The sequence below is a fragment of the Pseudomonas sp. HMSC066A08 genome (assembly GCF_001813025.1).
Taxonomy (GTDB): domain Bacteria; phylum Pseudomonadota; class Gammaproteobacteria; order Pseudomonadales; family Pseudomonadaceae; genus Pseudomonas; species Pseudomonas aeruginosa.
Genome location: NZ_KV811290.1, coordinates 257,679 through 279,374 on the forward strand (window position 1 = coordinate 257,679; position 21,696 = coordinate 279,374).

Sequence of the window (21,696 nt, forward strand, 5' to 3'; positions counted from 1 at the left end):
CCTCACGCCTTCGCGCCTGCGGCGCTGCGCTTGCGAACAATCCCACGGCCAGCGCTATGGCGCGTCGCGCTCCTTCAGCACGGCTTCGACCTCCAGATACACCTGCGCCAGAAGCCGGTCGGCCTGCTGCACGTCGTCGCCGGCATACGCCAGTACCAACAGCGTGAGCGGATGAACTTCCATCACCTCGCACAGTTCGTCCAGCTTGCTCAGGGTCGGGCTTTTCAGGTTGCGCTCCAGGGTACTCAGATAGGTGCGGCTCGACACGTCAGAGAACGCTTCCTGGCTCAAGCCACGCGCTTTCCTGATTGTCTTTAACGCCTTCGCCAACGAATACCCAGCCGCCACCTTTGGTTCCCCTCAAAAACCAAGATGACAGCCCATTGCGCTCTATAGGGCTACAATCTATAGTGTTCATTCGGTGCCGCCGCTTCCTGCTCCGTGCCTTTACGGAAATCCGCATTTGCGGATGGCTCCAAATCCGGGGAATCGCATTCGTGTCTTTCCTGACCTGCACAATGCCGCTTCTGCGTTTCCGTGCATGTACGGATTCGACGGCTTGCGCTTTCCTGCTTTCGCACAAAAGCACGCTTCCGCTTCGCCCGTTCCACGCTTTGGCGGAAATCAGCATCCCTACATCGTCGGATTCGTGGGAGTGCTGTCCATGACCCTGCCGCTCATCACCGCCGAACAGCGCGCGCAACTGCTCGCTGCCGGCGAGGCGCGCGCCGCCGGCCAGAGCGTTGACCCGATGCCGGCGGTGCGGCTGTTCACACCCGATGCGCACGTCACCTGGCTGCTCGCTGCGCTCGACCCAGCGGATGGCGATACGGCCTGGGGACTGATCGACCTGGGGATTGGCATGCCTGCCTTGGGGACGGTGAATCTGTCCGAGCTGGCAGCCATCGTCGGGCCGTCCAAGCAGCCCGTGATGCGCGATCGTTACTTCTTGGCGGTGCGGCGACTTTCGGAGTACGTCCGCCTGGCGCAGGAAAACGGCTCGATCACAGACTGATGCACGCCAGCACATTGGAGCCAAACGGGGCGCATTGTGACTATTTTGGTCTGATTCAAGACTGGATCGGTCTGAATCTGCATTCTTGCACCAACGCAGTGCGCTTCTGATGCAAACAGTCATGATGCCGGGCGCGGCATGCGGCAGGGTGTCCCATGCTGCCCGCCATTCTTTCGGCGGCGCAGCCGTCGCATTCAAGCGATTTCAGCAATGCCCCGGAGCGAATCTGTCTTGACACCCGTAATTTCAGCTTACCCCGATTTCGATGACGACTTGATGGCGATTCGATAGCTCCCGCGTGGCGGAATTCGTGGCGACGTTCCTGATGAACGACAGGGAGGTTGCGTCATGGCCGCACCGAGCGCCGAGCACTGGTATCCGACGGCTGCCTATCTCTACACCCTGCACTTGGACGGCCCCGCGCTGGCTTGGGAATACCTGCGCAGGAATCGCGATTACCGGATCGACTGGCTGCGCCCGCGCCGGCGGCTGGAGGCCGCCAAGCGCTGGGGCCTGCGCTTTCTGGAAGATCCGGCACTGGATGCGCGCGACGCGCATCCGGCCTGGTTCCCCGACCATGATGCCGTGCTCCAGCTCCACCCGGATGCCGACCCGCCCCCCGAAGCCCACTGCTTCGAGTTCTGGCGCGTCCCTGGCCGCAAGCACCTGATCCATGACGGCAAGCGCCTGGTGCTCGTAACGCGCTGGCCTGGCTGCTGCATGCGGCTCGCGCTCGCGCCGGACCTGGCCGATGGCATGGCCTACCTCTACGCCATCCGCGCCTGCGCCACACCTTGCGCACGCTGCGGCGCGCTGGCGGCCGGGCTAGATGCCTTGGCCGTGGCCACGGCTGCCGCCCCCGCGGCGGCGGCCCGTTCCCGACCCACGCCCGCCGCGCTACTGGAACTGCATACCTTGCAGGCGCTCGACGCGAGCCTCGCGGGCGCGTCCTTGCGCGAGGTCGCCGAAGGGGTGTTCGGTGCGGATGCCGTCGTGGCCGACTGGCATGCCGACAGCGCCTTGCGTGCCCGCGTGCGCCGGCTGGTGCGTCGGGGCAATGCGCTGATGCGCGGCGGCTACCGCCGGCTCGCGCAGCTTCCGCCGCACTAGGGGGGGACGTTTCGCGTCCGCTGCAAAACGTCCCTGAACAGAAAGCCTTGCTTTCTTGAGACTGCCTCCATCCGGCCGCGCTGGTGCTGCCGGCTTTATCGAACGATGGAGGCACATCCCATGCGACCCGCTCCCTTGCGGCCTGCTGCCGCTGCCGCACCCACGCAGCCCCAACGCTACCTGACCAACGACGAGGCCGCCGACTACCTGCGCCTGTCGCCGCGCACGCTGGAGAAACAGCGCGTGATCGGCGGCGGCCCGAAGTTCCGCAAGTTCGGCCGCCGCGTCATGTACGCCGTGAGCGACCTTGATTCCTGGGCCGACCAGCGCAGCTACGAGGCCACGTCCGACCCGGAATACGCCGAGCGTCATGCGGGCGACTACCGTGATGGCCGCTGATCGTCGGCTCGCCGGTGGCTGCCGTCATGTCCAGCCCATCGCTGCCATTGGAGCAGCGAGCGAAGCAGCGCGAACAGCTCGACCTGTTCCGCGCGTTGCCGGGCGACATGGCGCCGCGCGACAGCCAGGACCTCATGGCCTTTCCGTTCTTCAGCCTGGCGAAGTCTCGGCGCGTTGCGCCGATCGACTTCCGCAGCGGCAACGTCACCATCCGCGTGGAGGGCACCATCGAGCACGGCATCGCCACGATATGGGATGCCGACGTGCTCATCTGGGCCGCCTCGCAAATCGTGGAAGCGCGCGACGCCGGCATTCGCCCGTCGCGCTGGATACGCGCGACGCCTTACGAAATCCTCCGCTTCATCGGGCGCGGCACGTCCCTGAACGACTACCTGCGCCTGAAAGCCGCGCTCGACCGGCTGCAATCGACCAGCGTAGCCACGTCCATCCGCGAGACCACCGGCCGGCGCCTGCATCGCTTTTCATGGGTGAACGAATGGCGCGAGCTGGCCGATGCCAGCGGCACGCCGCTGGGCATCGAGCTGATCCTGCCGGACTGGTTCTATGCCGGCGTGCTCGACGCCGCCCTGGTGCTGACCATCGACCCCGCGTATTTCCGGCTCAAAGGCGGCATCGAGCGGTGGCTGTATCGCCTGGTGCGCAAGCACGGCGGGCGGCAGGAGTACGGCTGGCAATTCGACTTCCGGCACCTGCACCGCAAGTCCGGCAGCGCAGCGCGCTTCTCGGACTTCGCCTACGACCTGCGCGTGCTGGTCGCACGGCAATCGTTGCCCGGCTACGTCCTCGGCATCGAGCGCCTGACCGGCGACAACATCGAACTGCTGACCTTCCGGCCCGTGTCGGCCACGGCACGGGGATAACTGCGGGAAAACGTGTGGACGGCCTCGTGCTATCAGGAGTACCGGGTATCGTGCTATCGGGAGTACGCCTATCGTGCTATCAGGAGTACGAAAACGCCGCAAAGCCAGTAACGGCGCGGGTTTGCGGCCCCTCTAACTTACCTAACTATAAATCTCTAACTTTTAGTAGAAGCGCGCCGTTTCGGTGGACAACCGCAAAACGGCACGGCCAGACCGGCTTTCCAGCAGGGAGGGCCGCGTCATGATCGTCGCGTTGTTGAACCAGAAAGGCGGCGTGGGCAAGACCACGCTCGCCACCCACATCGCAGGCGAACTCGCGCTGCGCGGCCAGCACGTCATCCTGCTGGATGCCGACCCGCAAGGCTCATCGCTGGACTGGACACAGCGCAGAAGCCAGCAGGGATTGCCCCGGCTGTTCAGCGCCGTGGGCCTCGCCCGCGAGACGCTGCATCAGGAAGCGCCGGAGCTGGCCCGCCGCGCAGATCACGTCATCATCGACGGCCCACCGCGCATCGCCGCCCTGGCGCGCTCCGCGCTGCTGGCGGCAGAGCGCGTGCTGATCCCCGTACAGCCCAGCCCCTACGACGTATGGGCCAGCGCCGAGATGGTGGCACTGATACGTGAGGCACAGGTGTTCCGGCCTGCGCTGCGCGCGGCCTTCGTCATCAACCGGCGCGTCAGCACCACCATCATCGGCAGGGAGGCGCGGCAATCGCTGGCCGAGCAGCCGCTACCAGCACTGCGCTCGGAGATCCACCAGCGCATCGTCTTCGCTGACAGCGTGGCCGCTGGCCGGCTCGCCCGCGAAACCGCGCCCGACAGCGCCGCCGCACGCGAGATCGCCGCGCTCACCGACGAACTGCTGCGGTGGCCGACATGACAGCGAAGCCACCACCACGCGGCAAGCGCGTCGGCATCGGCGCACGTCCGCCCGCGAATCCTCACGCCGAGGCGTGGATTCGCCAGGGCGATGCCGATGCGCTCAACAAGGGCGACCTCTACACGGCTCGCCTGACCCTCGACGTGACGCCCGGGCTGCGCGCGCGCATCAAGATCGCCGCCTTCGGCCAGGGCGTGACCGTGGCCGAACTGCTGCGCGGCCTGCTGGAGCGGGAGTTTCCCGACAAGCGCCCGGAGAACCTGCCATGAACGCATCCGCCTTGCCTGCCGCTAACGCGGCGATGGCTGCACCGGCTGCTGCGCCGCCGCCTTCGCTTTCGGCACTCGCCGGCCAGGCCGGCAACGTGCCGCTGACCCGCGTATCGCTCGCCTACATCGAGCCGCGATTCAAGCTCTACCTGCGATTCGGCGAACCGGCGCGCACGCTGCGGCTCGACCGCTGGCGGCGCTGCGCGGTGTTCCTGCCGCGTGCAATGTTCTGCCGCGTGCGCTGGGAAGCAAACGACTACGGCACGATCCGCTGGCAGCTCATGGTGATGCAAGTCGCCACGCCGCTGGACGACATGCAGCGCATCCCTGGCGTGCGGCCGGGCGCACGCCTGCTGCTGCACGCCGAAGGCGAAAACGCGGTGCGTGCCGTGCTGGAACGCATCGACGGCATCGACGCGCAGGGCATCGCTGCCATCGACGTGTCGCCCGCGTACTGGCGCACGCTGGGCAACCGTCTGGCGGCCCGCCTGCCGCTGCCCGAATACACCGCCGAGCGGCATGCTGCCTGGCTCGCTGGAAGGGCGCTGCCATGACGACCCAATCCAACACCACATGCACGCACGAAGCCGTGCCGCATCCTCGCTCGCGCCTGCGCGTTCGCATCGTGCTGGCGGGCTTCGCCGCTGTCGGCCTCGCTTCGCTGGCCTGGGCGGCTTTCGTGTCGCCGCTGCCACGTCTGACCTACAACCCGTCCGACAGCGTGGCGGTCGGCTGGTATCGCATCGAACCGTTCGACCCGCGCACCGCCTCGCTGCCACGTCCGCTGTCCGTGGGCAGCATCGTGCTGGTGCCGCTGCCCAACAGGGCCGCCATGCTGGCTGCGCAGCGCGGCTACCTGCCGACCCGCGTTCCGCTGCTCAAACGTGTGGGCGCGGTCGCGCCGCAACACGTTTGCATCGTCGCCGGGCAGGTACGCATCGACGGCGTGCCTACGGCCGCCGCGCTGCCTGCCGACCGGCTGGGCCGGCCGCTGCCATCCTTGCAGCTTTGCCGTCGCCTCGAAACGGGCGAGCTGTTCCTGTTGAGCGTGACCAATCCGGCATCGTTCGACAGCCGCTATTTCGGCCCGGTCAGCGCATCCGCCGTGATCGGCGTCGCGCATCCGGTCTGGCTGGAGACACGCCCGTGATGGCCGCCGATTCGCTGCACGTTGCCGTGCATCTCATCGTGCCATCGGGCATGTCGTTCCGGCTGCTACCGCCGTGTCGTCGCGCGTGCAGCGCGGGCGCATTCGCGCCGCGCTTCGCGCAACATCCGGCGCAGCCGTCCAACGTGCAGGCGTCTTGCCTCGAACGCGCCCGGCCTGCGGCCATTGGCGCGTTCGCCGGCGGGCGGGCTGCAAGCAGCACAGCGCCGCCGGGCCGCCGACGCCCGGAGCGACAGCGAAGGGCAAAGGCGGAAGGCAAGACAAAAGGACGCGGCACCGGGCCGCGTCGAAAGCCTGTCTGCACATGGGGGTGGCGCGGCACGCAGCGGCTTCGCCGCCGTGCCGCGTGGGGCGCGAGGCCCGCGCCAATGCAGGCATGTCCGCGTGCTTCGCACGACCGGACATGCCAGAGCTTGCCGAGGGAACTGCCATGAGCGACCGCCGCGACGACGATTTCCGGGTGCGCCCGAGCGCCCCGAAGAACCGGGGCAAGGGCCAAGGGCAGAGCTTCGTTTCCAAGGTGCTCAAGCAGGCTGGCAAGGCCAGCAGCGGCAAGTCGGCGGTGCGCCGTCCTGGCACTGGAGGCAACGGACAGCGTGCTGGCCAGCGGCCCGGCTCGCGCCTGGGACGCGGCCATACGGCGGCGCGTTTCGCCGGGGCGAAGCTGACCCCCATGTCGCGGCGCGTGACGATCAAGACCCTGCTGGTCAATCAACGCAATGCCAGCCCGCAATCGCTCGCCAAGCATCTGCGCTACATCGAGCGCGACGGCGCCGGCCGCGATGGCGAACCGGGCCGGGCCTACGGCCCGCAGACCGACGAGGCCGACCTCGACGCCTTCAAGGAGCGGGCCGCCGACGACCGGCACCATTTCCGCTTCATCGTCTCCCCGGAGGACGGGGCCGAACTGGACGACTTGCGCACCTACACCCGGCATCTGGTGAACCGCATGGAAGCCGACCTGGGCACGCGGCTGGATTGGGTGGCGGTCGATCACTGGAACACCGATAACCCGCACACCCACCTGATCGTGCGCGGACGCGACGACACGGGCAAAGACCTCATCATCGCGGGCGACTACATCGCCCACGGCTTCCGCCATCGCGCCGCAGAACTGGCGACGGAATGGCTCGGGCCGCGCACCGAGCTGGAGATCCAGCAGACCTTGCAGCGCGAGGTGGAACAGGAGCGGTGGACGAGCCTCGACCGCACGTTGCAGCGCGAGGCCAGCGAGGATGGCCGGGTGCAGATCGAACGCTTCAACGAACCCCGGCTGCAACGCCAGCGCCTGCTGCTGATCGGCCGCCTGCAACGCTTGCAGCGCCTGGGCCTGGCCGACGAGACGCAGCCTGGCACCTGGGCCATCCATGCGGACGCGGAGAAGACCTTGCGCGCCCTGGGCGAGCGCGGCGACATCATCCGCACCATGCAGCGCGCCATGAGCGGCCAGCCGCGCGAGCTGGCGGTGTTCGAGCCGGGCGAGGATGGCCGAACCGTCATCGGCCGCGTGTCCGCCAAGGGGCTGGCCGACGAGCTGCATGACCGCGGCTATCTGGTCATCGACGGCGTGGACGGAAAGGCCCACTACGTCGCGTTGAACGCCCGCGACGAGCTGGCGAACTATCCCACCGGCGCGGTGGTGGAAGTGCGCGGTTCCGCCGAGGTGCGGGCGGCCGACAAGAACATTGCTGCGCTGGCGAGCGATGGCCTGTATCGCGCCGATCATCACCTGGCGATCGAGCAAGGCCGGGCCAAGGCCGGACGCGACCCGCAGGAAGTCGTCGCGGCCCATGTCCGCCGGCTGGAAGCACTGCGCCGGGCCGGCATCGTGGAGCGCGTGGTCGAAGGATTATGGAAGGTGCCGGACGACCTGGCCGAGCGTGGCCGCCAATACGACGCGCAGCGGCTGGGCGGCGTGGCGGTGGAGCTGAAATCGCACCTGCCCATCGAGCGGCAGACCCGCGTCATCGGGGCGACCTGGCTAGACCAGCAGTTGATCGGCGGTGGCCGAGGGTTGGGAGACCTGGGCTTTGGCAGCGAGGTCAGGACCGCGCTCCAACAGCGCGCCGATTACCTCGAAGAACAAGGGCTGGCCCAGCGGAAGGGGCAGCGCGTGATCCTGGCGCGCAACCTGCTGGCGACACTGCGCAATCGGGAGCTGGAGCAGGCCGCGAAAGGCATTTCCGCCGAGACCGGCATGGAACATCGCCCGGTCGCCGACGGGCAGCGCGTCGCTGGCATCTACCGGCGCAGCGTCATGCTGGCGAGCGGGCGCTACGCGATGCTCGATGACGGCATGGGGTTCAGCCTGGTGCCGTGGAAGCCGGTGATCGAACATCGCCTGGGCCAGCAGCTTGCCGCGACCGTGCGCGGCGGCGCCGTGTCTTGGGAGCTGGGGAGGCAACGAGGCCCCGCCGTGGGCTGATCCCTTGTCCCGGCGACCATCGCCTTGACTCCACGAACGTCGGACAGCCAGCGATCCGTCAGGCGGCTGCGCCGCCTCGCTGGATGCGCCACAAGGCCAACGTGCCGGCGCCCATCAAGGCAGCAGCGAGACCGAACCCGAACACTGGCGAAACCGCCGTCCAGAGCAAACCGACCGTCGCGCTGGAAAGGAATTTCGCGCCGCCATTGACCGTGCCCAGCGCGCCGTAGCTGGTCGCCAGCGTTTCGGAACCCACCATGTCGGCCGTCACGGTGGATTCCAGGGCCTCTTGCACCGCGACGTACAGCCCGGCGGCAACGAAGACGCCAGCGAGCAGCGGCACGCTGGCGGTGTGGAACCAGAAGGCCAGGACCATCAACACGGCCGTCAGTGCGCCGAGCGCGTATCCCACCACGAGCAGCGGCAGCGAGCCGATACGGTCGGCCCATGCGCCGATGGGATAGGAGGCCAGCACCTGAACCACGTTGCGGCCGACGTACAGCAGCCCGGCGACCTGCGCGGCCTGTACGACGCCGAGCGACGACGTGAGCAATTGCGTCGCCCCGAGAATCAGCAGGCTGTGCGAGAAGTCGCCCAAGCCGAATATCCCCACCGCGCCCAGGTAGCGCTTGAAGCGTCCCGGCAGGCCGCGCAGCGTGCTCCACAGCCGCAGGCCCGGATTGGGCGAATGCTCCGGGTCTTTGACCAGGGCCAGGAATGCCAGCACGGCCAGCACGCCCGGAATCACCGACAGCCAGAGGACGAAGCGAAACGGCCCGGCCGCATCGTCCCAATGCAGGGACTGCGCCCAGCCCAGCACGGCCACGCCCAGCAAGGGGCCGATGACCGCGCCGATGGTGTCCACCGCGCGGTGGAAGCCGAAGGCACGGCCTCGCGTTTGCGGGCTGACGGCTTGGATCACGATGGCGTCGCGCAAGGGGCCGCGCAGTCCCTTGCCGAACCACGACACCAGCCGTCCAAGCAGCAGCAGCGGCCAGCCCGCCGCCAGCGCGATGAAGACCTGCCCCACCGGCGTCAGCGCATAGCCGACCAGCACGAGGCTCTTGCGGTGGCCGAGCTTGTCCGCGATGTGGCCCGACACCATCTTGGTGAAGCTGGCGACGGCATCGGCAATGCCCTCGATGATGCCCAGCGCCGCCGCCGGGATGCCCAGCACGGCCAGGAAGCCGGGCAGGATCACCGTCGTCGTTTCGTAGCAGAAGTCGCCCAGGGCGCTGGTCAGTCCCGCGCCGGCGACGGTGCGATTGAACCAGCCCTTCGTCGTGGCGGGGGCTTCGGGAGCCGCTTCTTGTAATTCATTCTGCATGGAGGGCAATTCGTGATGTGGGTCGTTAAGCGGCCGCAGGCGCAGGCGCGCGGCCAGTGTCGGGGGCAGCATGGGCAGGCTCCGAGGTCATTGCGGTAACTCGAAGCGTGCGAGGACGGGGTAGTGGTCCGAGGCGCCATCCGTGGCCGGCGTGCGGATCACCTCGTAATGCCGCGCCGCCTGGGCGAGCGAAGCGGAGGCCAACAGGTAGTCGCAGCGCATCGTCGCAAACTCGGTGCCCGTGAAGCCGGCCGTGGGCACGGTTGCCACCTTGGCCGGGTCCAGCCGGTGGCCTAGATCGACCCACCCAGCCGCCTCCAGATGCGCCAGCACGCTGCGGTCGGCGCTTTGCAGATCGTCGGCCAGGTAGCGGGCGCGATGATGCGCCGGCAGCGCGTCGAAACCTTCCGGCTCGGGATCGTGCGGCGAGGCCGAATTGAAGTCGCCAGTGACCAGCGTGAGCCGGTCCGGGGCGGCCTGCACCGCCAGGTAAGCCGCTTCGCGGCGTCGTACCTCGGGGCCGTTGGGGCACAGGTGCGCGCTGATGAAGGTGATCGGTTCGCTGCTGCCCGGCACGGCCACCTTGAGCGTTGCCAGCGCGTGGTGGAAGTGCGCGCCATCCGCGTCGAAGGCCAGCGGGCGCAGCGGCTCGCGGATGAAGATGGCGACGTTTTGGCCGGTGCGTGGCGCGATGGCGAGAAAGCCGCGCATGCCGATGCGATCTTCCGTGGCATACAGCCACGCGCCGCCATTGGCATCGAAGCCCTTGGCTTCCTGCATCAGAAACACATCGGGCCGCACTTGGTTGATAAGGTCGATTTGCGCCTGGGCACGTGCGTCGTTGGCGCCATCGCGGCCGGCGAACAGGGTGTTGTAGGTCAGGACGGTCAGTTTCATTGCGGCTCCTTTCAGCGGTTTTCGTCGTGTGACTCGAAGACCCGCTGGGCATAGGCGTCGAGCAGCGCCTCGCAGCGCTGCAGGCGCTGCTGCGCCTCGGCGGCCCGCGTAGCGCCGTAGAAGTCGAGCTTGCGAATCTTCTCCAGCCACGTCTGGAGCTTCTTGAGGTCGGCGTCGTTTTCTTCGAGTTCTGCGTAGGTGAAGTGGCTGGCCGCCGTCTCCTTGGCAATCTCCGCGTCGAAGTCGTCGCATTTGGCGATGAATTCGGTGTATTGCTCATCGCGGTCGGCCTTGAAGCGCGCCACGACTTTTTCCTCCTGGGACTTGTCCAGCGCGACGGTCTCCAGCAGCACCGACTCCCCGGCAATTTCGTCGATTTCGTTCTCGATGATCTTGAGGCGGCGAGTGTGGTCGTCGGTCTTGGGTAGCAGGCAGACGCCGTTCTGCAAGTAGATGGCTCCCATGCCCTTGAGCCTGCGCCAGATAGCGATGCGCTTCTTGGCGGGTTCGGCGGGCACCTTGTACGTGAGCAACAGCCAGTTCTGAATTTTCATGCGAACAATCATAATGAAACCACCGTAACAAATCAACTGTTTCAATAAGGCATCCCTGTTGTTCTGGATACACACGTCCTATGAAATCAATGTGGACGCGCCAACGGGGATGCGGTAAATTACGTGGTAGGAGATGGCGTTCCTCCTTTAACCGCAGCGATTTCTTAGCTGCTGATGACGCCTACAGACACCTGACCACGGTCGGGGGCTGTAGGCGCTCGCGTTCACATCCCTTGCCGTTGGTCAGCCCGATTCATTTCGAGCAGACATGACCAATGCGCCGATTCCGTCCCGAACAACTTGAGCTGCTGCCCTACATCGGCAAGTGGCTTGTCATCGCCAGCCTGGTTGCCTTCCTGGCAGGCACCGCTTCCGCCTTCTTTCTCGTGTCCCTGGATCGCGCCACCGCGTGGCGCGAGGCGCACCGCTGGGTCATCTGGCTGCTGCCGGTAGCCGGCTTCGCTGTCGGGTGGATCTACCACCTGATGGGCAAGACCGTCGATGGCGGCAACAACCTCATCATTGACGAGATCCACGACCCCAAGAAGGTCGTGCCGCTGCGCATGGTTCCGCTGGTGCTGGGCGGCACCGTCGTTTCCCATCTGTTCGGTGCCTCGGTAGGCCGCGAGGGAACCGCCGTGCAGATGGGCGGCGCGCTGGCCGACCAGTTCACCCACCTGTTTCGCATGAAGCACGAGGACCGGCGCATCCTGTTGATGGCCGGCATCAGCGCCGGCTTCGCGTCCGTGTTCGGCACGCCGCTGGCCGGCGCCGTGTTCGGTCTTGAAATCCTCGCCATTGGGCGCATGCGCTACGACGCGCTGTTCCCGTGCGTCGTGGCCGGCATCGTCGCCGATCAGGTCTGCTTGGCCTGGGGCGTCCACCACACGCACTACGTGATGGGCGAAATCGTGCCCATCAGTTTCTGGAGCGTGATGGCGGTGGTCGCGGCCGGGATCGTGTTCGGCCTCGTGGGCATGTTGTTCGCCACGGCCGCCCACAAATTGAGCGCGTGGGTCAAACGCCTGATTCACTACGCGCCGCTTCGGCCCGCTGCTGGCGGCATCGTCATCGCCACGGCGGTGTGGGCGCTCGATGCCTACAGCTACATCGGCCTGGGCATCCCTGACATCGTGCGCTCCTTCCAGGAGCCGATGGCGCCCTGGGACTTCCTCGGCAAGATGGCGTTCACGGTCGTCTCGCTGGGCACGGGATTCAAGGGTGGCGAAGTCACGCCGCTGTTCTACATCGGCGCGACGCTGGGCAACGCCCTGGCCCCGCTGCTGCAATTGCCGTTTCCCATGCTGGCCGGCATCGGCTTCGTCGCCGTGTTCGCGGGCGCTGCCAATACGCCCATTGCCACCACGCTCATGGCGATGGAACTGTTCGGCGCGGAAATCGGCCCGCTGGCCGCCGTCGGCTGCATCACGGCCTATCTGTTCTCCGGCCACACGGGCATCTACCACGCGCAGCGCGTGGGCCACAGCAAGCACAGCAAGCACCGCAACGCCGTTCCCGAAGAACTGCGCATTGCCGACCTCGCGCATTTCCGCAAACAGAAGGACGAGTCGGCGAAAGAAGTCCCGCCGGCGCCGGAGAACAAGGCCGAAACATCCGTCACGACCAAGGAAAACGCCCAATGACCTCAAAAGCCAGTCAGCAGCATATCGCCGCCTTGCGGCTGTATTTCCCGATCGCCACCAAAGCCAAGGTCACGCGCTTCTGGCATCACTTGAGCGCGCCGGCGCTGGCACATCATCTGCTGACGGTCGCCAAGCAGGCCAACATCGTGCAGGCCATGCTGCATCAGGTCAGCTCCGGCTACCTGCCGGGCGAACGCATGTCGCACCACCATCCCGAATTGACCGGCATGCGGCATCCGCAATGCCTGGAGCTGCTGGATACCGAGGAGCGCCTGCGCGAGTTCATGCACGAGCACGCCGAGGAACTGCGCAAGGTGCATGCCGTGCTGTTCCTGTGCGAATTGCCGCTGGGTCGCCACCGCGCCGCGCATGCGACACATGCCAGCAAGGCCAGCTAACGATGGCTGGCGCCTACGCAATCCTCGCGGTGAGCATCGGGTCGGTGATCGGCGCGCTGATGCGCTACGGCCTGAGCTTGAGCATGAACGCGCTTGCGCCGCACATCCCAATGGGCACCCTGGCGTCCAACCTGATCGCGGCCTACATCGTGGGTGCCGCCATCGCCTATTTCGGCTCGGAGCCGAACCTGTCGCCGGCCTGGCGGCTGTTCGTCATCACCGGCCTGGCCGGCGGCTTATCCACCTTCTCGACGTTCTCGGCCGAACTGCTGACGCTGCTGCGCGACGGCCGCCTGGGGTGGTCGGCCGGCATGCTGGCACTGCACGTGGGCGGCTCGCTCGCGATGACGGTGCTTGGCATGGCCACGGTTTCCCTCATTCGCCAACCATGACCCAAGGAGCTGCTATGAAAGGCTATCAACTCACGTTCTTCACGGGACAAGACCGCAGGCACCGGCACACGCCCATTGGCGAGTGGTTACTGAAATTCGCCAAGGAACAAGGCGCCGTCGGCGGCACGCTGGTCGGCGGCGCGGAAGGATTCGACCACGCCGGGCGCTTCCATTCCGCCCATTTCTTCGAGCTGGCAGACCAGCCGCTCGCAATCACCGTCTCGGTGGACGAGGCGGCCTGCCAGCGCCTGATGGACGCGCTCGCCCAGGAAGAAATCAACCTGACCTACGTGAAAGTACCCGTCGAGTACGGGCGCGTGGGGAAGGCTGCGAAGTGACCGGCATGCCATGCCGGAGGTGTTCATTACTCATACACAAGGAGAGCCATCATGTTGACTGTTCGCAATCTTCCCCCTGAACCCACTTTGTCCGACTGGTTCCGGGACAACAACAATCTGCTCGCTGGACTGATCTTGTGGGCGGCTGTCCTGTTGTGCATTGCCGGTGCGGCTCCGCGCTTGGTCGAGTCCGCTTGGTACAACGTCAGCTTCGTCGAAGGCGGCTTGATGTACGACCGCATGCCGGATGAAGCGGCGTGCCGTGCCAGCGTGGCGGACAACACCACCGCCTGCCTCTCGGGTGCGGAACTGGACGGGAGCGGTTCCGGCCATTGAGAACACCTCATGTTGAGCAGGGGCCGCGGCATTGCTCCCGATGCCCCGGCGCCCTGCGCAATGTACTTCCGCCTTTTGCATCGGAGTCAGCTATGGAGTCTGCGATCCAGACGATACACGCCCGCGAAATTCTGGATTCACGTGGCAATCCCACCATCGAGGTGGATGTGCGGCTTACCGGCGGCGCGACCGGCCGGGCAGCCGTACCTTCGGGCGCATCGACTGGCATCCATGAGGCGGTCGAGTTGCGCGACGACGACCCGCACCGCTTTGAAGGCAAAGGCGTGCGCAGAGCCGTCGCGCACGTCAACAAGGCCATCGGAGCCGTCTTGCATGGCCTGGACGCGCAGGATCAAGCCGCCATCGACCACGCCCTGATCGCGTTCGACGGCACGCCGAACAAGGCCCGGCTCGGGGCCAACGCCATCCTGGGCGTCAGCCTGGCCGTCGCGCGGGCTGCGGCACAGACGGCCGGGCTGCCGCTGTTCCAGTACCTGGGCGGCGCGCAAGCCTGCCGTATGCCCGTGCCCATGTTCAACATCCTCAACGGCGGCGTGCATGCCAACTGGCAGGGTACGGACTTCCAAGAATTCATGATCGCTCCGGTTGGCGCGGCAACCTTCGCCGAAGGCGTGCGCTGGGGTGCGGAGATTTACCATCGCCTACGCGCCACGTTGAAAGAACGTGGCTACTCCACGGCGGTCGGCGATGAAGGCGGCTTTGCTCCCGCCCTGAAGCACAACAGCGACGCGGTAGAGCTGATCCTCGCGGCCATCGAGAGCGCCGGCTACACGCCCGGCGAGGATGTGGTGATCGCGCTCGATCCTGCATCCAGCGGCTTCTATGAGAACGGCCTGTACCACCTGCGCAGCGAAGACCGCCATGTCACGGCGGAGCAGATGGTGGAGCTGTATGCCGACTGGATCGCCAGGTATCCCATCGCCGTGCTGGAAGACGGACTGGCGGAAGACGACTGGACTGGCTGGAAGCTGCTGAATCAGGCGCTGGGAAGCAGGATCGAACTGGTGGGTGATGATCTGTTCGTCACCAACGTGGAACGCATCGAGCGCGGCATCCGCGAGGACGTAGCCAATGCGGTGCTCATCAAGCCCAACCAGATCGGCACGCTCACCGAAACCCGTGCCGCTGTGGATACGGCCTATCTGGCTGGGTGGGGTACAATGGTGTCGCACCGCAGCGGCGAAACCGTGGACAGCTTCATTGCCGACCTCACCGTGGCGCTGGGCACGGGCCATCTCAAAACGGGCGCGCCATGTCGTGGCGAGCGCGTCGAAAAGTACAACCAGCTCATGCGCATCGAAGAAGTGCTGGGCAAGGCCGCCGTCTATGCCGGACATGCCGCATTCGTGCGGTGACTGATCTTTTAGCTACATGGAGCAGACCTTATGACGACCATCATCCTGACACGCCACGGCCACGTGGATTGGATTGCCCCCGAACGTTTCCGCGGACGGGCCGAAATCCCACTGTCCGAGCTGGGACAGCGGCAGGCCAAGGCCCTCGGCCAGCGCGTGGCCCAAACATGGAAGCCCGACGCGATCTACACCAGTCCGCTGGGCCGTTGCGTGCGGACTGGCGCGGAGATTGGCGAAGCAACGGGCGCCAAGCCTGAAGTTCTCGATGACCTGGCCGACACGCACTACGGCGAATGGCAGGGTCTCACGCATGATGAAGTGCGCGCCCGCTGGCCGGAGGAACATCGGATCTGGTTCGAGGCGCCGGACCTCGCCGCCATCCCCGGCGGCGAAACGCTCGCTCAGGTTCTGGTGCGTGGCATCAGCGTGCTGCAACGGGTGTTGAAGAAGCACAAGGGCCAGACCGTGGTTCTGGTCGGTCACGACAGCATCAACCGGGTGCTCCTGACGCATGCCCTCGGCTTGCCCTTGTCCCGCTATTGGCGGATCAAGCAGGAGCCGTGCTGCATCAATGAAATTTCCATTGATGGAGAGACCTTCACCATCCAACGCATCAACGAAAGCCATCACTTGATCGATGTAGGCCGATGAAGTGATCTAGGCGCCAACGACAGGGACGCGATAGATGGAGATTCGACACCTACGCTGCTTCTTGGCTGTTGCGGAAGAACTCCACTTCGCCCGTGCAGCGGAAAAACTGCACATCGAGCAGTCGCCGCTTTCACGCGCGATCAAGGAGCTGGAGGAAGAACTCGGCGTGGTGCTGTTCGCCCGTACCACGCGCAGCACGCGCCTAACCCGCGCCGGCAAGCTGTTTCTTGAGCATGTGCCGCGCGTCTTCACGGCATTACAGCAGGCCCGTGACAGCGTGAAGGCAGCGGCCAACGGATTTCATCGGCAGTTGCGAATCGCCTTGTCCGATGGCATTACGCCATCGCGCCTGCCCGCTTTGCTGGCACTCTGCCGGCAAGAAGAACCCGAGGTCGAGATTCGGCTGTTCGAGGTGCCGCTGTCGCAGCAAATCAAAGGGCTGAACGACGACCTTTACGATGTGGGATTCGCGCGCTCCGATGAAGTCGGTGATGGAGTCGTCGCCTTGCCGGTCTGGACCGACCCGCTGGTGGTGGCAGTGCCGGCACGACACGATTTGCTCAAGTACAAGAGGATTCCGCTGGAGGAAGTGCTGCGCTTCCCGCTGGTGCTCTGCGATCCACAGGCATGCGAGGGGCACGCGCGGCAGGTCGAACGGGTACTGCGCCGCGTTGACATGGAACCGCTGGTTGCCGAGCGTGTAGCCTCCTGCGACTTGATGATGGTGCTGGTATCCGCAGGCTTCGCCCTGGGCCTGACTGGAGCCTCGCACATCGCGGCCAGCCGGGAGCAAGGCATTGTCTTGCGCCCGCTGGCTGGCCGCTCGCCGGTGCTGACGACCTATCTGCTGCGCCCGGAAGGTGAACCTTCGGAAACGCTGGCCCGATTCATCGAGCGCGTGCAGTCCATCGAATCGCCCGAAGCCAGCAGGCCCGCTCCCGCATTGGAGCGCTATCCCGACAACTTGGAGGAACCCAATCCATGAAGAAGACACTCCCGCTTTTACTGGCTGTGGCGTTGACGGCCTGCGGCCAGTCCGAGACGCCCCGGAATACAGACCTGCCGACCGTTGAAGAACTGGCATCCAATCCCGAACGGCTGAAAGAGCTGCGCCAGCAGTGCAAGCTGGAGCGCGCCAAGCTGGGCGACGAACTGTGCAACCGCGTGGCCGAAGCCACGCGCAAGCGGTTCTACGGCGATGGCAACGTGCCCTACACGCCGCCGAAGGAATCGCCGAAGTTCTGATCGTCGGCACGTCGCCACGAATCTTCCGTTTTTTCGCTCAACACGCCGCAACGCGCCTTCGCTTGCGGCGTTTTTCTTTTCTGCGCCCCTGCGCGAACCCTTGCTTTTTGCTCGACCTTTCTCCCGATAACGGTCTTTGACCGGCGCCGATCCGACTCCGATCCTCACGTGTGCGGCACGTTGTTGTGCCGCTTCTGAATGAGGAATCAACGCAGGAGAAATCGGAGGCCAGTCAATGCAAGCTCAGGGCGTGCTGTTCGGGCAGATCGCCGTCGTTTTCGGCATCGTGACCGCCGGCGTATGGAGTGCAACGCAATGGACAGCCGCCGCCCTGGGCTATCAACTACGCCTTGGCTCGCCGTGGTTCGATTTCCTTGGAACGCCCGTCTATCACCCCTGGCGGCTCTTTGAGTGGTGGTTCTTCTTCGATGCCTACGCGCCGCATGTCTTCGACATTGGCGGGGCTATCGCAGGTGGCAGCGGCTTGGTGGCCGTTGTCGTCGCCATCGCCATGTCGGTGTGGCGCTCGCGGCAATCGCGCCTTGTCACCACCTATGGCTCCGCGCGTTGGGCAACTGACGAGGAAATCAAGCGCGCCGGCTTGACGCAGACTGCGGGCGTCTTCCTGGGCCGGATGCTGGGCAGGCTCCGTTACTACCTGCGGCACTTCGGCCCCGAACACATCATCGCCTTTGCCCCCACGCGCACCGGCAAGGGCGTCAGCATGGTGATACCGACGCTGCTGTCCTGGCTTGCATCGGTGGTCATTCACGACATCAAGGGCGAGAACTGGAAGCTGACTTCCGGCTGGCGCAGCCGATTCAGCCACTGCCTGCTGTTCAACCCCACCGATCCGGCATCTGCTGCCTACAACCCGCTGCTGGAAGTGCGGCGCGGCGTACATGAAGTCCGCGACGTGCAGAACATCGCGGACATTCTGGTCGATCCCGAAGGCGCGTTGGAGAAGCGCAACCATTGGGAAAAGACCTCGCACGCGCTGCTGGTCGGCGCGATCCTGCATGTGCTCTATGCAGGCGAGGACAAGACGCTGCGCGGCGTCGCCAACTTCCTCAGCGACCCGGCTTGCCCGTTCGAGCTGACGCTGCACCGGATGATGACGACGAAGCACCTGGGCGATGCACCGCACCCGGTTGTTGCATCCGCTGCGCGGGAAGTGCTCAACAAGTCGGACAACGAACGCTCCGGCGTGTTGAGCACCGCCATGTCTTTCTTGGGCCTGTATCGCGATCCCACGGTGGCCGCAGTCACCTCGCGATGCGACTGGCGCATCGCCGACCTTATTTCCGCCGAACGGCCTGTGTCGCTGTATCTGGTGGTGCCGCCTTCGGACATAAGCCGAACCAAGCCACTCGTGCGCCTGATCCTCAACCAGATCGGCCGCCGGCTCACCGAGTCCCTTGATGGTTCGGATGGCATCCAGCGCAAGCGGGAACTGCTGCTGATGCTCGATGAGTTCCCCGCGCTGGGCCGACTGGACTTCTTCGAGACGGCCCTTGCGTTCATGGCCGGCTACGGCATCCGCAGTTTCCTCATCGCGCAGTCGCTCAACCAGATCGAAAAGGCTTACGGCCCGAACAACTCCATTTTGGACAACTGCCATGTGCGGGTCGCGTATGCGACCAACGACGAACGCACGGCCAAACGCATTTCCGAAATGCTCGGCACCGCCACCGAACTGCGGGCGCAGCGCAACTACGCGGGCCATCGCCTGGCACCGTGGCTCGGCCACCTCATGGTGTCGCGTCAGGAGATGGCTCGACCGCTGTTGACGCCGGGCGAGGTGATGCAGCTCCCCCCCGACGAGGCGGTGGTCATGGTCTCCGGCCATCCGCCGATCAAGGCGCGCAAGCTGCGCTACTACGAAGACGAGAACTTCACGCGCCGCGTGTTGCCGCCGCCCACGCTCGCGGCCGGGCAGTACGCCGACGCGCCGCCATCGCGGCCCGACGACTGGAGCGGCTTGGCGATTCCTGCCGTTCCTGCCACACCAGCCGCGGCATCCACCGATGCCCTGGGCGGCACCGATGACGGCGGCCCGCGCCGCCAGCCCGAACTCTCCGAAGCCGTCGCCTACGACCCCGAGCCGGATGCACAGGCTTCCGACCTGGCATTGCTCGACGACGACGACCTGGCGCTGCCGCTTCCCGGCCAGCTCGACCCGGCCATGCAGCGCACGGCTCGGCTGGCTTCCCTCGACCCTAACGACGGAATCGAGCTATGAGCCAGTACCGCCTCAATCTTTTCATCCAGCACGAGCACGCCAAGCGCCTGGAAGAACTGGCCGCCAAGAAAGGCGTGTCCAAGTCGTCCATCGTCGCCGCGGCGCTGGCGTCCTGGCTGTCGCCTGACGCGGCCGACCAACGCGAGGCCGCCATCGCCAAGCGGCTCGATCGCCTGTCGCGCCAATTCGAGCGCCTGGAGCGCGACCAGAACATCCAGATCGAAACACTGGCGCTGTTCGTCCGCTACTTCCTGACAGTCAGCACGCCGGTTCCCGAAGCGCATCAGGAAGCGGCCCGCGCCCAAGGCAAGGCCCGTTTCGAGCAATTCGTCGAACAGCTCGGCCGCCACCTGCTGCGTGGCCGCAGCCTCGTGCGCGACGTGGTGGAAGAACTGCACCCGGACACCGCGCGGATGGATGACGCGGCGGCGCTGGCCGAAGCCCAGGAGCGTGCCTCATGAGCGCCGTTCCGCAACTTCCGCCCGAGCCTCGTTCGTCCGCCGCCACGTCGCTGGATCGCCGCATCCAGATGCTGCGCACAGCGATGGGTCCGCTGATCGCCGCTGCGCTGGAAGACCCGGACGTGGTGGAAATCATGCTCAACCCCGACCGCACGCTATGGGTGGATCGGCTGTCGTCGGGCCGTGCGCCGTTGGGCGTGGAACTGTCGGAAGCCGATGGCGAACGCATCATCCGTCTGGTCGCGGCCCATGTCGGCGCGGAAGTGCATCGCGGCCAGCCGCTGCTGACCGCCGAGCTGCCCGAGACGGGCGAGCGCTTCGAGGGCATCTTGCCGCCGGCCGCGCCCGGCCCGGCGTTCGCGCTGCGCAAGCGCGCCGTGAGCATCATCGGCTTGGATCGCTATGTGGCCGACGGCATCCTGACCGCCGGGCAGACCGAGTTCATGCGCCGCGCCGTGCGCGAGCGGCAGAACATTCTGATCGCAGGCGGCACCAGCACCGGCAAGACCACGCTGGCGAACGCGCTGCTGGCCGAGATCGCGGCCACCGGCGACCGCGTGCTGGTGCTCGAAGACACCATCGAGCTGCAATGCGCGGCCCGCGACCATGTGCCGCTGCGCACTCGTGCTGGCGTCGTGACCATGACCGAGCTGGTGCGCGCCACGATGCGCCTGCGCCCCGATCGCGTGATCGTCGGCGAGGTGCGCGGTGGCGAAGCCCTCGACCTCATCAAAGTGTGGGGCACGGGGCATCCGGGTGGCATCGCCACCATTCACGCGGGTTCCGCGCTGGGCGCGCTGCTGCGCCTCGAACAGTTGATTCTCGAAGTGGCGGTGAACCCGCCGCGGGCGCTGATCGCCGAGGCAGTCAACGTCGTCGTCCACATCGCTGGCCGTGGCCGCAAGCGCCACGTCGAAAGCATCGCTCGTGTCGTCGGCTTCGACGGCACCGGCTACCGCCTGGCGGATGCACTGGAAACACCGTTTCCCGAGCTGCCGCCGCTTCCTTCCCCGTCCCCTGACCAACCTGGAGAACTGCCATGACGCAGACGAACGCTGCTGCTTTCCGTTTTTCCGTAAATCCGGCTTCGGGCCTCGCACGCCTGCGGCGCCTCGCTGCGCCGGCACATCACGGCCTGCTGCTGGCCGCCCTCATGCTGATGACGGCCGGCACGGCGAAGGCCGCCGGTTCTTCGATGCCGTGGGAAGGCCCGCTGCAATCCATCCTCGACTCCATTCAGGGGCCGGTCGCGCGCATCGTGGCGGTCATCATCATCATCGCCACGGGCCTCGCGCTGGCCTTCGGCGACACGTCGGGCGGCTTCCGCAAGCTCATCCAGATCGTGTTCGGATTGAGCATCGCGTTCGCCGCGTCCTCGTTCTTTCTGTCGTTCTTCAGCTTCTCCGGCGGGGCCGTTGTATGAGCACGGCCAGCGACCTTCCGGGCTTCGAGGTGCCGCTGCATCGCTCGCTGACCGAGCCGATCCTGCTGGGCGGTGCGCCGCGCACGGTCGCCATTGCGAACGGCACGCTGGCCGCCGCCGTCGGGCTGGGCCTGCAACTGTGGATTCCCGGCCTAGTGCTCTGGATCGTCGGCCATTCGCTGGCGGTGTGGGGCGCACACCTCGATCCGCAGTTCATGCAGGTCTTCGCCCGCCACATCAAGCACAAGCCGCTGCTGGACGTGTAG

At 66.0% G+C, this 21,696-nt stretch carries 27 protein-coding genes and 1 riboswitch; of the genes, 23 read left to right on the plus strand and 4 right to left on the minus strand.

Annotated elements, in window-relative coordinates; all coding sequences use genetic code 11:
- Positions 1–54 precede the first annotated feature (54 nt).
- A complete protein-coding gene (locus HMPREF2886_RS10410; protein ID WP_083318538.1) occupies positions 55–348 on the minus strand; it encodes a helix-turn-helix domain-containing protein in 294 nt (97 codons plus the stop codon).
- A gap of 316 nt (positions 349–664) precedes the next feature.
- Between HMPREF2886_RS10410 and HMPREF2886_RS10415 the strand changes: the two genes are divergently transcribed.
- From HMPREF2886_RS10415 to HMPREF2886_RS10455, 9 genes are all read left to right on the plus strand, one after another.
- Positions 665–1,015: a DUF2958 domain-containing protein gene (locus HMPREF2886_RS10415; RefSeq protein WP_070747263.1), complete on the plus strand. Its 351-nt coding sequence runs from the start codon at positions 665–667 to the stop codon at positions 1,013–1,015.
- Between the two features lie 348 nt (positions 1,016–1,363).
- Entirely contained in the window at positions 1,364–2,125 is a 762-nt protein-coding gene (locus HMPREF2886_RS10420; RefSeq protein WP_070747265.1) for a DUF2285 domain-containing protein, read from the plus strand.
- Between the two features lie 120 nt (positions 2,126–2,245).
- Positions 2,246–2,524 (plus strand): helix-turn-helix transcriptional regulator, encoded by a 279-nt coding sequence (locus tag HMPREF2886_RS10425; RefSeq protein WP_070747267.1) that lies wholly within the window; start codon positions 2,246–2,248, stop codon positions 2,522–2,524.
- Positions 2,525–2,550: 26 nt separating this feature from the next.
- Positions 2,551–3,405 (plus strand): replication initiator protein A, encoded by an 855-nt coding sequence (locus HMPREF2886_RS10430; RefSeq protein WP_139148402.1) that lies wholly within the window; start codon positions 2,551–2,553, stop codon positions 3,403–3,405.
- A 241-nt stretch (positions 3,406–3,646) separates the two neighbouring features.
- Positions 3,647–4,285: a ParA family partition ATPase gene (gene parA / locus HMPREF2886_RS10435; protein WP_070747271.1), complete on the plus strand. Its 639-nt coding sequence runs from the start codon at positions 3,647–3,649 to the stop codon at positions 4,283–4,285.
- Positions 4,282–4,554, plus strand: coding sequence for a chromosome partitioning protein ParB (locus tag HMPREF2886_RS10440; RefSeq protein ID WP_070747378.1), 273 nt, complete (start codon positions 4,282–4,284; stop codon positions 4,552–4,554). The genes parA and HMPREF2886_RS10440 overlap by 4 nt, the downstream gene beginning before the upstream one ends.
- Entirely contained in the window at positions 4,551–5,108 is a 558-nt protein-coding gene (locus HMPREF2886_RS10445) for a DUF2840 domain-containing protein (RefSeq protein ID WP_070747273.1), read from the plus strand. The genes HMPREF2886_RS10440 and HMPREF2886_RS10445 overlap by 4 nt, the downstream gene beginning before the upstream one ends.
- A complete protein-coding gene (locus HMPREF2886_RS10450; protein ID WP_070747275.1) occupies positions 5,105–5,704 on the plus strand; it encodes a S26 family signal peptidase in 600 nt (199 codons plus the stop codon). Before HMPREF2886_RS10445 ends, HMPREF2886_RS10450 begins: the two co-directional genes overlap by 4 nt.
- A gap of 448 nt (positions 5,705–6,152) precedes the next feature.
- Positions 6,153–8,147, plus strand: a complete 1,995-nt coding sequence (locus HMPREF2886_RS10455; RefSeq protein WP_070747277.1) for a relaxase/mobilization nuclease and DUF3363 domain-containing protein — start codon at positions 6,153–6,155, stop codon at positions 8,145–8,147.
- A gap of 58 nt (positions 8,148–8,205) precedes the next feature.
- Here HMPREF2886_RS10455 and HMPREF2886_RS10460 read toward each other — a convergent pair whose 3' ends face one another.
- From HMPREF2886_RS10460 to HMPREF2886_RS10470, 3 genes are read right to left on the minus strand one after another with little or no spacing between them, the layout of a single operon-like run.
- Positions 8,206–9,546 (minus strand): MFS transporter, encoded by a 1,341-nt coding sequence (locus HMPREF2886_RS10460; RefSeq protein ID WP_226236873.1) that lies wholly within the window; start codon positions 9,544–9,546, stop codon positions 8,206–8,208.
- A 15-nt stretch (positions 9,547–9,561) separates the two neighbouring features.
- A complete protein-coding gene (locus tag HMPREF2886_RS10465; RefSeq protein WP_070747281.1) occupies positions 9,562–10,371 on the minus strand; it encodes an endonuclease/exonuclease/phosphatase family protein in 810 nt (269 codons plus the stop codon).
- A gap of 11 nt (positions 10,372–10,382) precedes the next feature.
- Positions 10,383–10,970, minus strand: a complete 588-nt coding sequence (locus tag HMPREF2886_RS10470) for a Chromate resistance protein ChrB (protein ID WP_217900563.1) — start codon at positions 10,968–10,970, stop codon at positions 10,383–10,385.
- Between the two features lie 75 nt (positions 10,971–11,045).
- Positions 11,046–11,116, plus strand: a riboswitch (Fluoride riboswitch).
- A gap of 84 nt (positions 11,117–11,200) precedes the next feature.
- Here HMPREF2886_RS10470 and HMPREF2886_RS10475 point away from each other — a divergent pair.
- From HMPREF2886_RS10475 to HMPREF2886_RS10540, 14 genes are all read left to right on the plus strand, one after another.
- On the plus strand, positions 11,201–12,568 hold the full coding sequence (locus HMPREF2886_RS10475; protein WP_070747285.1) for a voltage-gated chloride channel family protein: 1,368 nt from the start codon (positions 11,201–11,203) through the stop codon (positions 12,566–12,568).
- Positions 12,565–12,966, plus strand: a complete 402-nt coding sequence (locus tag HMPREF2886_RS10480; RefSeq protein WP_035882062.1) for a hypothetical protein — start codon at positions 12,565–12,567, stop codon at positions 12,964–12,966. Before HMPREF2886_RS10475 ends, HMPREF2886_RS10480 begins: the two co-directional genes overlap by 4 nt.
- A gap of 2 nt (positions 12,967–12,968) precedes the next feature.
- A complete protein-coding gene (gene crcB / locus HMPREF2886_RS10485) occupies positions 12,969–13,358 on the plus strand; it encodes a fluoride efflux transporter CrcB (protein WP_070747286.1) in 390 nt (129 codons plus the stop codon).
- A gap of 14 nt (positions 13,359–13,372) precedes the next feature.
- Positions 13,373–13,696, plus strand: a complete 324-nt coding sequence (locus HMPREF2886_RS10490; protein ID WP_070747288.1) for a DUF190 domain-containing protein — start codon at positions 13,373–13,375, stop codon at positions 13,694–13,696.
- 51 nt (positions 13,697–13,747) lie between these two features.
- Entirely contained in the window at positions 13,748–14,032 is a 285-nt protein-coding gene (locus HMPREF2886_RS10495) for a hypothetical protein (protein ID WP_070747290.1), read from the plus strand.
- A gap of 92 nt (positions 14,033–14,124) precedes the next feature.
- Positions 14,125–15,408, plus strand: a complete 1,284-nt coding sequence (gene eno, locus HMPREF2886_RS10500; protein ID WP_070747292.1) for a phosphopyruvate hydratase — start codon at positions 14,125–14,127, stop codon at positions 15,406–15,408.
- A 30-nt stretch (positions 15,409–15,438) separates the two neighbouring features.
- Positions 15,439–16,059: a histidine phosphatase family protein gene (locus HMPREF2886_RS10505; RefSeq protein ID WP_070747294.1), complete on the plus strand. Its 621-nt coding sequence runs from the start codon at positions 15,439–15,441 to the stop codon at positions 16,057–16,059.
- A gap of 34 nt (positions 16,060–16,093) precedes the next feature.
- Entirely contained in the window at positions 16,094–17,044 is a 951-nt protein-coding gene (locus HMPREF2886_RS10510) for a LysR family transcriptional regulator (protein WP_070747296.1), read from the plus strand.
- Positions 17,041–17,304 carry an EexN family lipoprotein gene (locus HMPREF2886_RS10515; protein ID WP_070747298.1) on the plus strand — a complete coding sequence of 88 codons (264 nt, stop codon included), beginning with the start codon at positions 17,041–17,043 and terminating at the stop codon, positions 17,302–17,304. Before HMPREF2886_RS10510 ends, HMPREF2886_RS10515 begins: the two co-directional genes overlap by 4 nt.
- A gap of 235 nt (positions 17,305–17,539) precedes the next feature.
- On the plus strand, positions 17,540–19,546 hold the full coding sequence (locus HMPREF2886_RS10520; RefSeq protein ID WP_070747301.1) for a conjugal transfer protein TraG: 2,007 nt from the start codon (positions 17,540–17,542) through the stop codon (positions 19,544–19,546).
- Complete coding sequence (locus HMPREF2886_RS10525; RefSeq protein WP_070747303.1) at positions 19,543–20,007, plus strand: CopG family transcriptional regulator; 465 nt, start codon at positions 19,543–19,545, stop codon at positions 20,005–20,007. The genes HMPREF2886_RS10520 and HMPREF2886_RS10525 overlap by 4 nt, the downstream gene beginning before the upstream one ends.
- Positions 20,004–21,050, plus strand: a complete 1,047-nt coding sequence (gene trbB, locus HMPREF2886_RS10530) for a P-type conjugative transfer ATPase TrbB (protein ID WP_070747305.1) — start codon at positions 20,004–20,006, stop codon at positions 21,048–21,050. The genes HMPREF2886_RS10525 and trbB overlap by 4 nt, the downstream gene beginning before the upstream one ends.
- Positions 21,047–21,430, plus strand: a complete 384-nt coding sequence (locus HMPREF2886_RS10535) for a TrbC/VirB2 family type IV secretion system protein (protein ID WP_070747307.1) — start codon at positions 21,047–21,049, stop codon at positions 21,428–21,430. The genes trbB and HMPREF2886_RS10535 overlap by 4 nt, the downstream gene beginning before the upstream one ends.
- Positions 21,427–21,696, plus strand: a complete 270-nt coding sequence (locus HMPREF2886_RS10540; protein ID WP_070747309.1) for a VirB3 family type IV secretion system protein — start codon at positions 21,427–21,429, stop codon at positions 21,694–21,696. Before HMPREF2886_RS10535 ends, HMPREF2886_RS10540 begins: the two co-directional genes overlap by 4 nt.

Excerpts from the sequence above, each read along its gene's own strand:
- HMPREF2886_RS10425 (WP_070747267.1), top strand. The coding sequence starts at position 2,246 with ATGCGACCCGCTCCCTTGCGGCCTGCTGCCGCTGCCGCACCCACGCAG.
- HMPREF2886_RS10415 (WP_070747263.1), top strand. The coding sequence starts at position 665 with ATGACCCTGCCGCTCATCACCGCCGAACAGCGCGCGCAACTGCTCGCT.
- parA (WP_070747271.1), top strand. The coding sequence starts at position 3,647 with ATGATCGTCGCGTTGTTGAACCAGAAAGGCGGCGTGGGCAAGACCACG.
- trbB (WP_070747305.1), top strand. The coding sequence starts at position 20,004 with ATGAGCGCCGTTCCGCAACTTCCGCCCGAGCCTCGTTCGTCCGCCGCC.
- HMPREF2886_RS10465 (WP_070747281.1), bottom strand. The coding sequence starts at position 10,371 with ATGAAACTGACCGTCCTGACCTACAACACCCTGTTCGCCGGCCGCGAT.
- HMPREF2886_RS10510 (WP_070747296.1), top strand. The coding sequence starts at position 16,094 with ATGGAGATTCGACACCTACGCTGCTTCTTGGCTGTTGCGGAAGAACTC.
- eno (WP_070747292.1), top strand. The coding sequence starts at position 14,125 with ATGGAGTCTGCGATCCAGACGATACACGCCCGCGAAATTCTGGATTCA.
- HMPREF2886_RS10445 (WP_070747273.1), top strand. The coding sequence starts at position 4,551 with ATGAACGCATCCGCCTTGCCTGCCGCTAACGCGGCGATGGCTGCACCG.
- HMPREF2886_RS10540 (WP_070747309.1), top strand. The coding sequence starts at position 21,427 with ATGAGCACGGCCAGCGACCTTCCGGGCTTCGAGGTGCCGCTGCATCGC.
- HMPREF2886_RS10430 (WP_139148402.1), top strand. The coding sequence starts at position 2,551 with ATGTCCAGCCCATCGCTGCCATTGGAGCAGCGAGCGAAGCAGCGCGAA.
- HMPREF2886_RS10520 (WP_070747301.1), top strand. The coding sequence starts at position 17,540 with ATGCAAGCTCAGGGCGTGCTGTTCGGGCAGATCGCCGTCGTTTTCGGC.
- HMPREF2886_RS10495 (WP_070747290.1), top strand. The coding sequence starts at position 13,748 with ATGTTGACTGTTCGCAATCTTCCCCCTGAACCCACTTTGTCCGACTGG.
- HMPREF2886_RS10535 (WP_070747307.1), top strand. The coding sequence starts at position 21,047 with ATGACGCAGACGAACGCTGCTGCTTTCCGTTTTTCCGTAAATCCGGCT.
- HMPREF2886_RS10490 (WP_070747288.1), top strand. The coding sequence starts at position 13,373 with ATGAAAGGCTATCAACTCACGTTCTTCACGGGACAAGACCGCAGGCAC.
- HMPREF2886_RS10525 (WP_070747303.1), top strand. The coding sequence starts at position 19,543 with ATGAGCCAGTACCGCCTCAATCTTTTCATCCAGCACGAGCACGCCAAG.
- HMPREF2886_RS10480 (WP_035882062.1), top strand. The coding sequence starts at position 12,565 with ATGACCTCAAAAGCCAGTCAGCAGCATATCGCCGCCTTGCGGCTGTAT.
- HMPREF2886_RS10420 (WP_070747265.1), top strand. The coding sequence starts at position 1,364 with ATGGCCGCACCGAGCGCCGAGCACTGGTATCCGACGGCTGCCTATCTC.
- HMPREF2886_RS10460 (WP_226236873.1), bottom strand. The coding sequence starts at position 9,546 with ATGCTGCCCCCGACACTGGCCGCGCGCCTGCGCCTGCGGCCGCTTAAC.
- HMPREF2886_RS10475 (WP_070747285.1), top strand. The coding sequence starts at position 11,201 with ATGCGCCGATTCCGTCCCGAACAACTTGAGCTGCTGCCCTACATCGGC.
- crcB (WP_070747286.1), top strand. The coding sequence starts at position 12,969 with ATGGCTGGCGCCTACGCAATCCTCGCGGTGAGCATCGGGTCGGTGATC.
- HMPREF2886_RS10455 (WP_070747277.1), top strand. The coding sequence starts at position 6,153 with ATGAGCGACCGCCGCGACGACGATTTCCGGGTGCGCCCGAGCGCCCCG.
- HMPREF2886_RS10505 (WP_070747294.1), top strand. The coding sequence starts at position 15,439 with ATGACGACCATCATCCTGACACGCCACGGCCACGTGGATTGGATTGCC.
- HMPREF2886_RS10515 (WP_070747298.1), top strand. The coding sequence starts at position 17,041 with ATGAAGAAGACACTCCCGCTTTTACTGGCTGTGGCGTTGACGGCCTGC.
- HMPREF2886_RS10440 (WP_070747378.1), top strand. The coding sequence starts at position 4,282 with ATGACAGCGAAGCCACCACCACGCGGCAAGCGCGTCGGCATCGGCGCA.
- HMPREF2886_RS10450 (WP_070747275.1), top strand. The coding sequence starts at position 5,105 with ATGACGACCCAATCCAACACCACATGCACGCACGAAGCCGTGCCGCAT.